Below are 14,503 nucleotides of genomic sequence, written 5' to 3'. Positions count from 1 at the left end.
TCCAGGCCAAGCGGGCTTTCACCACCCCGACGAACTGGATGCCCGCCTTCATCATAAGAGCGGTGTGCTTAGTGCCCACACCCCAGGTGATGCCCTGTACCATGACCTTGGAGTACGTGTTGAGCAAAATCGACATGTCAGAAGTCCTTATCCGGTTTCGCGATCAGGCGGCGGCCAGCTCGGCTGCCTTGTCAGCGCCCTCGTCCATACCGGCGGCGAGGGTGACCAGCGGGTGGTTCGCGGCGGCGAGGATCGCGCGACCCTCTTCCACCTGGTTGCCGTCGAGGCGCACAACGAGCGGCTTGGTGGCGGTGTCGCCGAGGATCTCGAGAGCCTTGACGATGCCGTCAGCAACCGCGACGCACGACGTGATGCCGCCGAAGACGTTGACGAACACACTCTTGACCTGCGGGTCGCCCAGGATGACATCCAGGCCCGCCGCCATCACTGTCGCCGAGGCGCCGCCGCCGATGTCGAGGAAGTTCGCGGGCTTGACCCCGCCGTGGTTCTCGCCGGCGTAGGCGACCACATCGAGGGTCGACATGACCAGGCCCGCACCGTTGCCGATGATGCCGACTTCGCCGTCGAGCTTGACGTAGTTCAGGCCCGATTCCTTCGCCTTGGCCTCGAGCGGGTCAGCAGCACCCTTGTCTTCGAGCTCTTCGTGCTCGGGGTGGCGCACCTCGCTCGCGTTGTCGTCGAGCGTGACCTTGCCGTCCAGGGCAATGATGTTGCCGTTTCCGTCCAGGATCAGCGGGTTGACCTCGACGAGGGTCGCACCTTCACCCTGATAGACGTCGTAGAGCTTGACGAAGACGTCCGCGACCTTGTCGACAAGCTCAGCCGGGAACTTCGCAGCGGTAGCGATCTCGACAGCCTTGTCCTTGTCGATACCGGTCAGCGGGTTTACCTCGACGCGGGCCAGGGCCTCGGGCTTCTCGACGGCGAGCTGCTCGATTTCCATGCCGCCTTCAACGGAGCACAGCGACAGGTACGAACGGTTGGAGCGGTCCAGCAGCACGGAGAAGTAGAACTCCTGCTCGATGGATGCGCCGGCGGCGACCATCACGCGCTGCACGACGTGCCCCTTGATGTCCAGGCCCAGAATGGCCTTGGCCGCCTCGTACGCCTCGTCGGCATTCTTCGCGACCTTCACGCCGCCGGCCTTGCCGCGGCCTCCGGTCTTGACCTGAGCCTTGACGACGACGACACCGCCGATCTTCTTGGCAGCCGCCTTCGCCTCCTCAGGAGTGTCGGCGATGATGCCGGGGAGCACCGGCACCCCGTATTTCTCGAATAGGTCTCGTGCCTGGTACTCGTACAGATCCACGCTGGTGTCCTCCGCTGCGGCGTCGGGTGGGTGAGGGAATGTCTCGATGTCGAGATAGTTCGACCAAGTAGTCAGCCTACTACCCGGCACTGAACGGTTGCGAACGGGCAGGCGACTTACCCGCTGCCGGCGATCTGCTCGATCTGCGCGGCAGTCAGCGGGATCCAGGGCGAACCGTCGGGGTCATCGGATGCCGCGGCCGGGCTGTCACCCTGCGTCCACCACTTCGCTTCGAACGGAACGCCGTCGTAGAGGACGCGATCCCCCTCGCGGTAGACGGTATCGCCCGACCAGTCGGGGTAGGTTCCAGGCGGAAGCGTCGGCACGACGTAGGGTGTCTCGCCCGGAAGAACGGGACCGACCAGGTCCCACGGACTCTCGGCGCCGCTGACCATCGGATCGTCGGGAACGTCACCGCGTGTCCACCACTTGGCCTCGTAAACCATGCCGTGCCACACGATCTTCGACCCCGCGAGGTAGCGCGTGTCAGCGTTCCAGATCGGATACGGGCTCGTGGCCGGGTCGTCGGTGGCCGAGGCGCTCGGCAGTGGCACCGGTGTGTGACTGCCGGCAGTTCCGGTGTCGGTCAGGCCGTCTCCGAGCGTGACCGCGAAACTGTCCTGCCCTTGGTCGACACCGCTGCAGTAGTTGGACACGATGCGTACGTCGGCGTAGTTGTCGCCGCAGGAGCGGTCGCGGTTGGCCGACCACATCGAAACGCGACCGAGACCGACATCCAGCGCGAACTGATTGAGCTGCGCAGCATCATCCATCGTGAACACCTCGTCCACAACGTCGTTCTGACCGATCATGGGTGTCGCGCCGATGCGCGCCCACGCTGCCGCGGAGCTGAGCGGTTCATCGGAGTCGCGCAGGATGTCAACGAGCTGGTCACGAACGCCGGTAATCGCCGAGATCGCCACGTCGCCCATCGTTCGACCCTCGAGGTCGACGCCGTAGTCCATCGTCATCGCGTTGATCCCGCCCAGCTTCACACCGGCGTCGATCACCTGCACAGCGGCAGCCTCGCCGGCCGCATCGAGGCCCGACGGCGTGACGGGCAACGTCAGCCAGACCGTGAGCGGATCGTCCGCGTCCCGCTCGCTCTGCAGAATGCGCAGCGCCTCAGCCCTGCGCGCCCCGACCGCGGTGTCCTGCAACGCGTCGCCTTCGATGTCGAGATCGATGATCGTGAGGTCGTAGCGGTCTATGACGGCCTGGTAAGCAGCCGCCAGCGACTCGGCATCCGGGCATGCTGTCGCAAGCTCGGTGTTGTCTCGCCCGCCGAAGCTCACCACGACGTCGCCACCCTGCTGCCTGAGACGGGCGATGCGGCGGTCGAGGTCCAGGTCGCGGGCAGCCTGGTCCAGCGTGTAGGCGCCGCCCCACGACGGCTCACACGTGGTCTCATCGGAAGCGACGACAAACCCCAGCACGACATCCTCGTCAGCGGCGGATGCCGGAGACTCGAATGCGTAGGCGGGGGTGAGGGTGGTATCGACGTACGCCGCGAACCAGGGCTGATTCGGGTCGATGACGACTCGATCGGTCACGGTGTGGAACCCGAACCAGATCGCAACGCCGGCGGCCGCGGCGATGAGGATGCCGAGCATGACCCGCCACGGCGACAAGCGCTTTCCGGCGTGCGGGCCGGTCGCCCGCCGTTCCTGAGCGCTGCTCGCCGTCTCGCCGGTCACCACCCGCGACCTCGGCCACGCACGGGGCGCGACACAGGAGCATTCGGTGACAGCGGAACCTCGTTGCGAAGCGGCATCCGCCCCGGGGGCACCCCGACCGGTACGGCGTCAGGAGAGGTCCGCGCGGCGGTCTGCGAAGGCACCTGCCACTCGCCCGGCGCAGGCGCCGGAGCCCAGTCAGCGCCAGCCGCTGCCGTGGCCGGGACGAGCTCCGGCGGATAGACGTCGGGCTGAGCCGGACTCTGCCACGACGGAGCCGCCCCATACTGCTGGCCGTCGCTCGGAGAGGTCGGCGCGTACTCGGGGGCGACGACATAACCCTGCCACGCCGGTAGCGGTGACGCAGTGAAGGGCGCCCGGGGTTCGCCCGGGTACTGCTGTTGGGCAGGGTACGAGGGCGCCTGGTCGTTCCAGACCGGAGTCTGCCACGGGGAGGTGGGCACGGGTGCCGAAGCGTGCCACTGCGGGGCAGCCTGCTGCGCGGGCTCGACCGGCCACGGCTGGTCCCGCTGTGCCGGCACAGGCTGCGTGTAGACATCCCGCTGTGCCGGCGCAGGCTGCGTGTAGACATACCGCTGCTCAGGCGCAGACTGCGTGTAGACATACTGCGCCGCGGGAGCCTGGACGGGAACATCGGGGAACACGGGCTCCGGCGCGGCGATCCACGCCGGAGCCGCCGAATCGACCCCAGCTGGCTCTGCCGACGAGAAGACCTGGATGGCGCGATCGCCGCTGTCGCCGGGGGCCCAGGCGCTGGCCGCGACCTCGACAGGATGATCGACGGCGTCCCCGAAGTCATCCCATTCGGCCGACACCACACGACCCTCCGGCCCCGGCATCCAGAGATCGGGCACGAGTTCCATCCCGTATGCCGGCGCGATGGCATACGTCGGGCGGAACACCTCGGGCTCGGCGCCGGGCTCAGATACCGACTCGGTCGGAGCACCAACGAGAACAGGCTCGGTCGCCGCATCGAGTTCGACGACGGCGGGCTCGGCCGCCGGCTCGGTGTGAGGCTCCGGCTCCGACTCAGCGACAACAGGCTCGGGCTCGGACATCGCCGGGGCGGCTGCCGGCACCGGATCGGGTTCCGGCTCGGCAGCCGCCTCGGCTGCGGCGACCTCGGGACGGGTCGCCGACACCGGATCGGGTTCCGGTGAGTCATCGACGTCGAGCAGGGAGAGGCTCGGCTGCTCGGATTCAGAGAGCATCGGCTGCTCGGGCTCGGCGAGGATCGGGGCCTCGAGAGTCTCGAGTTCGAGCATCACCGGGCGTGCAGGGATGGTCGGTGGGGGGAGGTAGTCGGGCGAGGTCTCTCCCGCAGCCGGGTGACCGTGGTACAGCGCGGCCCGCCAGTCCGGCTGCGCGCGCTCCCCCGCCTTTACGCGCGAACGCTTCTTCGGGGTCGCGTCGACCCACATCCAGTCGGTGAGCCCCAACCACGTGTCGGCGATGGACTCCAGGATGCCGATGTTCTCGACGATCGCCCAGGCCGCGAGGGTCGCGTTGAAGGCGGCGAAGGCAGCTGTGCCCCAATTCTCGTGAAGGATGTTCCACCATGCGGTGAACACCGAGAAGATGACGATGGCATAGGGAGCCACGACGTAGAGCAGCTGTGTGGCGGTGCGGTTACGCACCTTCGGCGTGCGGGCGAACGGGATCTTCTTGCCGGTGAGCGCCTGTTCGATCGACTTGAGGACACCCGCGAGGTTCACCGGCAACAGGATCAGGTTGAAGCCGTAGATCCGGAAGATGTCGATCGTGCGATAGCCCGAGTACCGCAGGTCACTCGCCTGCGAGACGAAGTACGGCAGAGCAGCGAAAACGACCAGCGGGCTCAGCAGCCTGCTGTCGAAGGGGTAGGTCAGCAGCATGATCAGACCGAAGGATGCCCACGCCAGCGATGCCATGTAGTTGGTGCGCAGCATCCATTCGGCGATCGTGATCGGCCGGTGCGACTTGCGCCGCCGCTGCGCGTACTTCAAGAACTTGGGCATGATCAGCAGGCCGCCATTGGCCCACCGCCGGCGCTGGACGACGAGCGACCCGAAGTCAGGCGGCGTTGCGCTGTAGCTGAGGCGCTCGGGGTAGTTCACCAGCGACCATCCCTGGTCGGCGAGGTCGATGCTTGACTCGGTGTCTTCGATGACCGTGCGGTCCTGCACGTACCGGCGCACCTCATAGCCGTTGACCGTCTCGACCTGCACGATGTCTTCGAGCGCACGCCGCCGGATGACGGCGTTTGCGCCCACCCAGAAGGTTGCGTCGTGCGCGGTCATCCCCTGGTGGAGGATGTGCTGGATGTCGGTCGTCGCACCCGCAAGTCGCTCGATGCGGGTGGGAGCTCCCCGGAACGACGAGTACGGCGTCTGCGTCACCGCGACGCGTTCGTTCTCGGGCTGCTCCAGGAAGTGCACAAGCCGCAGGCAGTAGTCGCGAAGCAACAGCGAGTCGGCGTCGAGTGTGAGCAGGTACGGCGTATCCGGGATGACGATGTCGGCTTCGTCCGCGGGACCGACCTTCACGAGCACGGTTCCCTCGTCGGTCGGATGCGCGTGATAGCGCCCGCCGAGCAGGCCGATGTACGCGTTGAGGTTCATCGCCTTGTTCGGCTCATTCGACAGCGACGCGTAGCGCTTGCGTTCGAAGGTCGTCGCGTCGACTGTGAAGATCCGAACGAGGCGGCGGTGAAGTTCGAGCAGTCTCTCGCCCGTGGGCGCGGCATCGGCATCCATCGCGGCTTGCAGAGCCTGCGCCGTTGCGTCGAGGTCGTCGGCAAGGCCCCCGAGCACCTGATCGATGAAGAAGGTGTCGACGTGGTCTTCGTGCGGCCATTCGTCACCGACGGTGCGCAGCCACGTCACGGCGGCGACGTACTGGTCGCGGAGAGTCTCGACGGCGTCCGCCCCGACAGTGCCGCCCAGCAGCCACTCGTTCTCATACGCCAGCAGCGCCGCGGTGAACCGCTCGCCCGGCCCACTCAGAGCGTTCTCGATGTCGGAGGCGATCCGGCGGGTCTCGTCAAGACGCTCCTGCACCGCGGGGTCGGTGGGAAACGGGCTGTCATCCAGCAGCAGCACGACCCGCAGCGACGGGTACTCCTGTAGCGCCGCCGACCACATCGTCTTGCGCACGACTGCCGGCTCTTCCGCGTATGACGGGATGAGGACGGTCAGGCCCTCTTGGTGGCCGTCGGCGAAGTGGCGGTCGAGCTCTCCGCGCGGGGCCCGGACATGATCACGGAACCGGCGGAGGGCGCCGGCGCGGGCGACGAGGTACATCAGGGCAGAGAACGTGAGGAACGTCACCACCGCCGCGTAGACGATCACTTCGAGCGTGCGGAAGACTCCGTCGTTCGCAAACAGCTGCGGCAGGATCGTAAAGATCATGTAGCCGACCCAGGCCGCGATCGTCGCACCGATGGCGATCCGCGCCCACACCACCTTGGCCGCGGACGGGCGAGCGTGCACTGTCGAGAGCGGCGTCCGCCGCTTCTCGGATCCCCACTGCGGCCGTCTCGTCGACGGCAACGCTGTGCGTGTGCTCATCCCGCGTTTCCATCCGTGTCCGTGGCCAGAGGCCTCACACAACAAAGGCGGGGCGACGGATGCCGAGCACCCGGAGCGATCCCGCACCGCGACGCTATCGCGCGATACCGGAAAGCTGCGGCTTCCTGGGATGGTCCTGGGCTCAGATGCTCTTTCCTTGAGGTAACACTGAGCCAAACTTGAGGTTCCCCCGGCGGTAGGCTCACGGCATGTCCGACACCACCGCCGCCACGTCGTCGTCGCGGACCGCAGTCGTCGCCGTCGCGCTCGACCTGTTCGATCGGAACGGCTTCGACGCGACATCCGTTGAGCAGATCGCCCAGGCTGCCGGCAGCTCCCGGTCAACATTCTTCCGTCAGTTCGGCGGCAAGGACGACGTCGTGTTCGCCGACCACGAGCTCCTGCTCGCGCAGCTGCGTGAGAACCTGTCGCAGCCTCACGAGAACCCCTGGGTCGCGGTGTGCGATGCGGCGGTTACGGTGTTCAAACACTTCGCCGCCGACCCCGAGCTCGCACGGCGCCGCTACTCCGTGGTGCGGAAAGTTCCTGCGCTGCGAGAGCGCGAGATCGTCACGGTATTCCGGTACGAGCGACTCTTCGACGAGTACCTGCGCGGCGCTCTTCCGGGACTTGACCCGATCGATGCGGTCGGCTTCGCAGCATCCGTCGCCGCCGTACACAACCACGTGCTGCGCCAGCTGCTGCGTGATCGGGAGCCCGTACCGGTGTCGGTGCTGCACGCCGCTCTTGATGACCTCCTGCGCAAGTTCGGCGTTCATCCCGACCCCCAGCATCCCGATCCCGACGACGTCGTGGTTGCTGTGTTCCCCAAGCGGATGCCGCTGGCCGAGGTCACTCGCCGCCTCCGCTCCTCGCTCGACCTCTGACCGGGGCGCGCCGGATGCCGAGAGTGGCAGACTGACGGCATGGCGGCACACGCAACGGTCGTGGGCAGCGGACCGAACGGACTGAGCGCCGCGGCGACACTCGCGCGGGCGGGACTGCGGGTGCGGGTCCTCGAGGCAGCCGACACGATCGGCGGTGGACTGCGCACCGAAGCACTGACCCTTCCCGGCTTCCGCCACGACGTCTGCTCGGCTGTGCACCCCGCTGCGCTGACCTCTCCGGTACTCCGGGCGCTCGGGCTGGATCGGGACGTGTCGTGGTTGATCCCTGAGGCATCCTTTGCACACCCGCTCGATCGGGGGCCCGCAGCGATCGCCTGGCGCGACATCGACCGCACGGCACACGACCTCGGCCCGGATGGACGCGCCTGGCTCGCGACGGTGCGGCCGCTCGCACGCCACATCGACGAGCTCGTGTCATTCACCGGCGACCAGCTGATACGGATGCCGCGGCATCCGGTCACGGCGGCGCGCTACGGCTTCCGCGTGCTCGAGCAGGGCACGAGCCTTGGCGCGCTGGGTTTCCGAACGCCGCGGGCTGCAGCGCTTCTGGCGGGAGCGATGGCTCACGCGAACACCTGGATGCCGTCCCTGGCGTCGGCAGCGGCGGGCCTGTTGCTGACGGCGCAGGCCCACGCCGGTGGGTGGCCCGTCCCGCGCGGCGGCGCCCAGGTCATCGCCGAGGCCCTCGCCGCCGACATCCGCGCTCACGGTGGCGTGATCGAAACCGGAACGCGCGTCACCTCCCTCGACGACCTGGACTGGGGCGATCCGGCGGCGGGCGATCTGCTGATTCTCGACACCTCTCCGCGGCTGCTGCTGACAGACTCTGCGCTCCCGACCGGGTACGCGAGGGCGGTGCGCCGTTACCGGTACGGCCCCGGCGTCATGAAAGTGGACGTCGCGCTTGACGGGCCCATCCCCTGGCGCGATCCGAACGTGGGCCGAGCCCCGACCGTGCACCTGGGCGGAACGCGGGAGGAGATCATCGCCGCCGAGCAGGATGTCGCACGCGGCCGGATCCCCGCGAACCCGTACGTACTCGCGGTGCAGCCGTCGGTGATCGACCCGACCCGTGCCCCCGCGGGCAAGGCGGTCCTGTGGGCGTACACGCACGTCCCGCTCGGGTCGAGGGCGGATGCCACGGCTGCCGTTCTCGCGCAGATCGAGCGCTTCGCACCGGGCGCGCGGGACCTGGTCCTCGCGACGCACTCGACGACAGCAGCGTCCCGCGGGAGGAGGAACCCCGCCGAGATCGGTGGCGACATCTCCGGCGGCGCATTCACGATGGCGCAGGCGATCCGCAGACCCGTCGTGTCCCGGCATCCGTGGCGTACACCGCTGCCCGGGGTGTATCTCGCCTCGTCGTCGACCCCGCCCGGGCCTGGCGTTCACGGGATGAGCGGCTGGCACGCCGCGCGCACGGCGCTCAGCGACGCGGCAGGCGTGCCGATCACGCTCGCGGACGTCTTCGGCGGCGATTGACACACGACTGACCAACCGGGTGAGCGCCGGACTGCCGCATGCGGGCCGCGTCGTCAAGACCGTGCGCCCAGGTGCCCACGGCAGCTACGGTCGACGCATGGGATTGTTCGGCATCGGCTCGTCCACAGACAGCAACAGCGCTCCTGCGGTACCGGATGACGGCATCGTGCCACCCCGCAAGCTCTGGGGCGACAAGTTCGGGGTGCTCGCGACGCGGGGCCTACAGATCATCGTCGTCGTCGCCCTGGCGGCAGGCGTCATCTGGGGGCTCAGGCAACTCACGCTCGTGGTCATCCCGGTGCTGCTCGCCCTGATCTTCGCGTCGGCGTTCGCGCCGGTCATGGGTTGGATGCGCCGTCGTGGAGTTCCCTCGATCCTTGCCACCCTCGTCGCGCTGCTTGCCATCGTGTTGATTCTCGGGGGCGTCGGCTGGCTCATCGTCTGGGCGGTGCGCGACCAGTGGGATTCGCTCTACAGCCAAGCGCAGGCTGGCGCACAGCAGCTGTGGCAGTGGGTGCAGACCTTGCCGTTCGGTATCGATCAGCAGCAGATCGACCAGTGGATCGCCTCTATCCAGGACTTCATCACGAGTGCTCAGTTCGGCACCGGAGCCATCGCCGGCGTCAGTGTCGTCGCCAACTTCGCCACCGGTTTCGTCCTGCTGGTCGTCGTGCTCTTCTTCTTCCTGAAGGACGGCCCGCGGATGTGGGAGTTTCTGCTCCGCCCGTTCCGCGGTTCTGCCGAAGCGCGGGCTCGCCGCATCGGTGACAAGACAGTGTCGACGCTCGGCGCCTACGTCCGTGGCACGGCATCCGTCGCTTTCGTCGATGCTGTCGGGATCGGCATCGGCCTCTGGATCCTCGGCGTCCCGCTCGCCCTGCCCCTGGCCGTCCTCGTCTTCCTCCTCGCCTTCATCCCGATCGTCGGGGCGACTCTCGCCGGCATCCTCGCTGCGCTCGTCGCGCTCGTTGCCAACGGCTGGGTGAACGCCCTGTTCGTCGTGGGTCTGGTCGTGCTCGTCAACCAGCTCGAAGGGAACTTCCTGCAACCGGTGCTGATGGGCCGCTCGATGAAGCTGCATTCGTTCGTCATCCTGATCGCTCTGACAATCGGCACGGTGCTCGGCGGAATCGTCGGCGCGGTCCTGGCGGTGCCGATCACTGCCGTGGCGTGGGGAATCGTGCAGGTCTGGGACGGTCCGGACACGCCGGCCCGGTGGGCGCGACGCAAGAGCACCGAACCGGCGCCGTCCTGACGCCGGGGCTCGACAACGACCCCCAACAGACAGGATGCTGACCGCATGCCTCACACGATTCCCGAGCCGATGCTCGCGAAGTCCGTCGACAGCATCCCCGCGCCTGACGCGGTAGCCGGTGGCCTGAGCTTCGAACCGAAGTGGGACGGCTTCCGCGCGCTCATCTCGTGGGACGGGACAGATCTCGAGATCGGTAGTCGCGGCGCGAAACCGCTCACGCGCTACTTTCCCGAGCTCGTCGAGGCGTTCACGCGGCTTCTGCCCGAGCCGTGCCTGCTCGACGGCGAGATCGTCATCGCGCTGGGCGTGCCGGGCTCCCAGCGCCTGGACTGGGACGCGCTGACGCAACGCATCCACCCCGCCGAGTCGAGGGTGCGGATGCTGAGCGATCAGACGCCGGCGATGTTCATCGCGTTCGACATCCTGGCCCGCGGGGAGCGCGATCTTGCCAGCGAGCCGTTTCAAGCCCGGCGGGCCGAGCTCCTCGACCTCCTGAGCGCGGTGCCGCATCCGGTGCACGTCACGCGCACGACGCACGACCCGGACCAGGCTGCCCGCTGGCTCGATGAGTTCGAGGGCGCGGGTCTGGACGGCGTCGTTGCCAAGCCCCTCGCGCAGCCCTACGCACCGGGGAAGCGCATGATGTTCAAGATCAAACACGCACGCACGGCGGATGTCGTCGCACTCGGCTACCGCGTACACAAGAGCGGTCGCGGCGTCGGTTCACTGCTCGTCGGTCTCTACACCGACGAGGGCCAGCTCGTTCAGGTCGGCGGCGTGGCAGCGTGGTCAGACAAGCGCAGGCTCGAGCTCGTCGACGAGCTCAAGCCCTTCGTCGAGCGCGACGAGTCCGGCGCCGCGGTGACCGGTGAAGGCGAGCGGTCTCGCTTCGCCTCTGGCAAGGATGTGTCGTTCGTGCAGCTGCGTCCCGAGCTTGTGCTCGAGGTGCGCTACGACCAGCTCGAGAAGTGGCGTTTTCGCCATACCGTGCAGTTCGTGCGGTGGCGAGAAGACCGCGATCCCCGCTCCTGCACCTATGAGCAGCTCGAGACGGTGCGAGCGTACGACGTGGGGGCGGTGCTCGAGAGCTGAGTGCTGAGCGGCGGGATCAGCGCGAAGGCGGGGTGAACTCGACCACCGGGATGATCGCCTCTCCCCCGTTCAGCTCGTCCATCGCCCCTTTCAGGTGGTCCCAGGCATCCGGGTGCACCCGGGCATAGCGGGCAAGCGCCGCCGCAGCGTCAACCTCGGGCAGGACGCGGGCCATAGCGGGAACGCCCTTGGATCGACCCACCCAGAGCCGTGCGGCGGGGTTAGCGGCCAGGTTCTTGAGCCACTGCGCCCGCGGGCCGTGGCCGGAAGCGACACGGAGCGCGTTCGTCTCGCGTTCGATCACCTCGAGAACGACGTAACGAGGCTCTCCGCTCTTGCGGCCGATGTGCTCGACCATCACGAACCTGCCGCCGAACAGCCAGCCAAGCCCCGCACGGAACAGCGGGATCGGGGCACGGACGATCCAGCGCGTCTGAAGCAGGCGCGCTGCCCACTGATCGCTCGTCGCCGGTGTCTCGGAGCGCGCCCCGTCGGTAGTCTTCTCGGTCACGCGGTCTCTTCCGTTTCAGGATCGCTCGTGTCGGGTTTGCGTGCCCGGCTCGGTTGCACCCGTGGGGGTTCGCCGGGCATCTTCGGGAACTCGGGCGGGAACGGCAACTCGCCCAGGCCCTCAGCGAGGTCACGCTCCCACCATTCCAGCAGCGTGTCGATTCGCCCGGGGGATGCTCCGAACTCGGCCCACGGGTCGCCGAGCTCGGCAAGTCGCTGCGGCACCGTACGCACCGTGAAGGATGCCGGATCGACGGAGGCCAGCTCCTCCCACGTGATCGGTGTGGCAACGGTGGCGGTCGGGAGGGCACGCGGGCTGTAGGCCCCGGCCATCGTGCGGTCGCGATTTGCCTGGTTGAAGTCGATGAAGACGCGCTGCCCGCGCTCCTCTTTCCACCAGTTCGTCGTGACCCGCTCCGGCATCCGTCGCTCCAGCTCGCGACCGGCAGCGATGACCGCGTGGCGAACGTCGAGGAACTCCCACTCCGGTTCGATCGGGCAGAACAGGTGGATGCCGCGGTTCCCGCTTGTTTTGATCCACGCCTGGAGGCCGGCTTCGGCGAGGACATCGCGTAACGCCGGGGCGACGGCGGCAGCATCCGCGAAGTCGGTACCTGGCTGCGGGTCGAGGTCGATGCGCAGCTCGACGGGGTTGTCGGTGTTCGCGGTCCGCGAGGCCCACGGGTGGAAGACGACGGTATTCATCTGTGCAGCCCACACGACGGCCGCGGGCTCGGTGAGCACGATCTGCGGATGCCGACGCCCGCTGTTGTAGGTCACGGTGACAGTGTCGACGAACGATGGTGCGCCCTTGGGCGGGTTCTTCGAGAAGAACATCTCACCCTCGATCGAGTCGGGGTAGCGCTCGAGTGAGACGGGGCGATCGCCGTTGGCGGCCAGAAAGGGTTCGGCGACGGCAAGCAGGTACTCAGCCAGCTCGCGCTTGGTGATCCCAACCGCCGGCCACAGCACGCGATCGGGGCTCGACAGCCCGACCTCCCGGTCACCGTCGGGGCCGGGGATTTCGAGGATGACTCGGTCAGTCGCCATCGCCCGGAGCCTCGACCATCAGCGGGGCGAGGTCGTCTCGGTCGAGGCGAATCCAGGGACCGGCGGGATCGATGAGGATGCCGGCAAGCCCGGGGTCGGCGCGAAGTGCAGCACCCAGCTGCGCACCGGTGACGGGCGCGGGCCGGTCCCCGCGCCCAAGGGCGGCAATCTCGATGGGGTGCGTGAACACCTCGATGAGACGGTCACCGTCGGCAGTGCGGGCCTCGGCGACGCCGACCTGATCGGACCCGTCGGGCTTGTTCACCGCGATCCACAGACGCGATGAGGGGATGGCTGCCACGACATCGTCGGGCGTGGACTCGGTGCGGCGAGCGGAGAGCAGCTTCTTGATGCTGAAGTCGGGATCGGCCTGCTCCATCATCTGGGCGATGAGTTCTCGCGACAGCATGGCTCTGGCAGGAGCGGACGCCGGGTCGACGATGAGGCCGGCGTACGTTCCCGACAGTAGGAACCGCAGCACCGCCTGCGCGGGCTGGGCCATCGCCGAAGTGTCGGTAGCGCCGTCGGCGGCGAGGCTCGCGCGCAGAGCAGCGACACCGCTATAGACGAGGACGTACTGCTTCTCACCGATTGTCGTGATGGCCAGCGGAATGTTCTCGCCCTCGGCCAGCATCCGCTTCGCGTCTCCCTTGACGCGCAAGAAGAGGTGTCCCTGCAGAAGCTGGCGCGCTACCTGCAGCAGTTCCGCGGGCTCGGGCCGCTCCGGAAGCTTCGCGAGGGCTGTCACGAGCGGGCCGTTGTCTTGCAGTCCCGGGCGGGGAGGAGCGTCGGTCCCATCGGCTCCCTCCTCGCTCACCGCATTGGCCGCCGGGGCTGGCGCCCCCAAGCCTTGGAAGGAAGACATCGAGATACCGACAACCGCGTCGAAGTCGGGCTCGTCGTCAACGGAATCAGGGGTCGAAGACACTGCGGCGGTGTCGGCGGAGAGACCTGGGTCAGCGACCGCTGCCGCATCGTCGGAGGCGCCCTCGGGCGTCTCGGCAGGCGTTGCTGCGGGGCGTCGAGAGAACAGAGCCATGTTTCGAGGCTACAGACGTCGAGCGCCCAACGGCACCAGAGTTGTCACAGGTGGGGAAAGACGGTAAGTCTCGTCCGCACCCCTCACAGCAGCGTCAGCAGCTGTGCCAGCAGGATCTTCACCACAAGCGCCGTCGGATACACGAGGCTGTAGCCAAGCGCGACACGGACATCGTGACCGGTCCGTTCTTGGGCGAAGGCGAGGATGGCGGTGTTCGTCTGCGCTCCGGCAATGACACCCGACAGCTTCGTCCCACCCAGGTGCAGGATGTGTCGCACGAGCAGGTAGGTGCCGAACATCGCGAAGGATGTCACGACCAGGCCGATTCCGACGAGAGCGACGATCTCTCCCGATGCGATCGCCTGCAGAATCTGCGATCCCGCCTTCGATCCGGCGTACGCAAGGAAGATCAGGAGGCCGAGCTCGCCCAGGGCGGTGGCCGCCGCGTTCGGGATCGTCGTCACGAATCGACCGATGCGCCCGATCCTGCCCATCACCAGGCCAACGATGAGCGCGCCGGCGGCAGCTCCGAGCGACAGATGCGATCCGCCCGGCAGCGGCACTTCGATCAGGCCGAGCAGCATGCCGGCCG

10 protein-coding genes and 2 pseudogenes are annotated in these 14,503 nt (G+C 67.7%); 4 read left to right on the top strand and 8 right to left on the bottom strand.

All coding sequences use genetic code 11. From position 1 onward, the window contains the following. The 4 genes and pseudogenes from Q1V87_RS07870 to Q1V87_RS07855 all read right to left on the bottom strand — a co-directional run. Positions 1-136, bottom strand: a pseudogene (locus Q1V87_RS07870) (succinate--CoA ligase subunit alpha); the annotation flags it as partial. Positions 137-163: 27 nt separating this feature from the next. Further along, positions 164-1,330, bottom strand: coding sequence for an ADP-forming succinate--CoA ligase subunit beta (gene sucC, locus Q1V87_RS07865; protein ID WP_300591598.1), 1,167 nt, complete (start codon positions 1,328-1,330; stop codon positions 164-166). A gap of 116 nt (positions 1,331-1,446) precedes the next feature. After that, on the bottom strand, positions 1,447-3,027 hold the full coding sequence (locus Q1V87_RS07860) for a carbohydrate-binding protein (RefSeq protein WP_300591597.1): 1,581 nt from the start codon (positions 3,025-3,027) through the stop codon (positions 1,447-1,449). After that, positions 3,024-6,575 carry a glycosyltransferase family 2 protein gene (locus tag Q1V87_RS07855; RefSeq protein ID WP_300591596.1) on the bottom strand — a complete coding sequence of 1,184 codons (3,552 nt, stop codon included), beginning with the start codon at positions 6,573-6,575 and terminating at the stop codon, positions 3,024-3,026. Before Q1V87_RS07855 ends, Q1V87_RS07860 begins: the two co-directional genes overlap by 4 nt. A 209-nt stretch (positions 6,576-6,784) precedes the next feature. On the opposite strand from Q1V87_RS07855, the gene Q1V87_RS07850 reads away from it, so the two are divergent. From Q1V87_RS07850 to Q1V87_RS07835, 4 genes are all read left to right on the top strand, one after another. Further along, positions 6,785-7,462: a TetR family transcriptional regulator gene (locus tag Q1V87_RS07850; RefSeq protein WP_300591594.1), complete on the top strand. Its 678-nt coding sequence runs from the start codon at positions 6,785-6,787 to the stop codon at positions 7,460-7,462. Between the two features lie 39 nt (positions 7,463-7,501). Continuing rightward, positions 7,502-8,965 carry an NAD(P)/FAD-dependent oxidoreductase gene (locus Q1V87_RS07845; RefSeq protein ID WP_300591592.1) on the top strand — a complete coding sequence of 488 codons (1,464 nt, stop codon included), beginning with the start codon at positions 7,502-7,504 and terminating at the stop codon, positions 8,963-8,965. Between the two features lie 97 nt (positions 8,966-9,062). Then, the gene (locus tag Q1V87_RS07840) at positions 9,063-10,220 is read left to right on the top strand and encodes an AI-2E family transporter (protein ID WP_300591591.1); all 1,158 of its coding nucleotides are present in this window, start codon (positions 9,063-9,065) and stop codon (positions 10,218-10,220) included. A gap of 45 nt (positions 10,221-10,265) precedes the next feature. Next, entirely contained in the window at positions 10,266-11,312 is a 1,047-nt protein-coding gene (locus Q1V87_RS07835) for an ATP-dependent DNA ligase (protein ID WP_300591590.1), read from the top strand. A gap of 16 nt (positions 11,313-11,328) precedes the next feature. Here Q1V87_RS07835 and Q1V87_RS07830 read toward each other — a convergent pair whose 3' ends face one another. The 4 genes and pseudogenes from Q1V87_RS07830 to Q1V87_RS07815 all read right to left on the bottom strand — a co-directional run. Then, positions 11,329-11,823 carry a nitroreductase family deazaflavin-dependent oxidoreductase gene (locus Q1V87_RS07830; RefSeq protein WP_300591589.1) on the bottom strand — a complete coding sequence of 165 codons (495 nt, stop codon included), beginning with the start codon at positions 11,821-11,823 and terminating at the stop codon, positions 11,329-11,331. Then, positions 11,820-12,872, bottom strand: coding sequence for a non-homologous end-joining DNA ligase (gene ligD, locus Q1V87_RS07825; protein WP_300591588.1), 1,053 nt, complete (start codon positions 12,870-12,872; stop codon positions 11,820-11,822). The genes Q1V87_RS07830 and ligD overlap by 4 nt, the downstream gene beginning before the upstream one ends. Then, the gene (locus Q1V87_RS07820) at positions 12,862-13,911 is read right to left on the bottom strand and encodes an SseB family protein (RefSeq protein WP_300591587.1); all 1,050 of its coding nucleotides are present in this window, start codon (positions 13,909-13,911) and stop codon (positions 12,862-12,864) included. Before Q1V87_RS07820 ends, ligD begins: the two co-directional genes overlap by 11 nt. Before the next feature lie 83 nt (positions 13,912-13,994). Continuing rightward, positions 13,995-14,503: pseudogene (locus Q1V87_RS07815) on the bottom strand (transporter); the annotation flags it as partial.

It is taken from the genome of Microbacterium sp. (assembly GCF_030149085.1).
GTDB lineage: Bacteria > Actinomycetota > Actinomycetes > Actinomycetales > Microbacteriaceae > Microbacterium.
The sequence above is the reverse complement of the archived record's forward strand: the minus strand, read 5'-3'. Positions and strand labels throughout refer to the sequence as shown.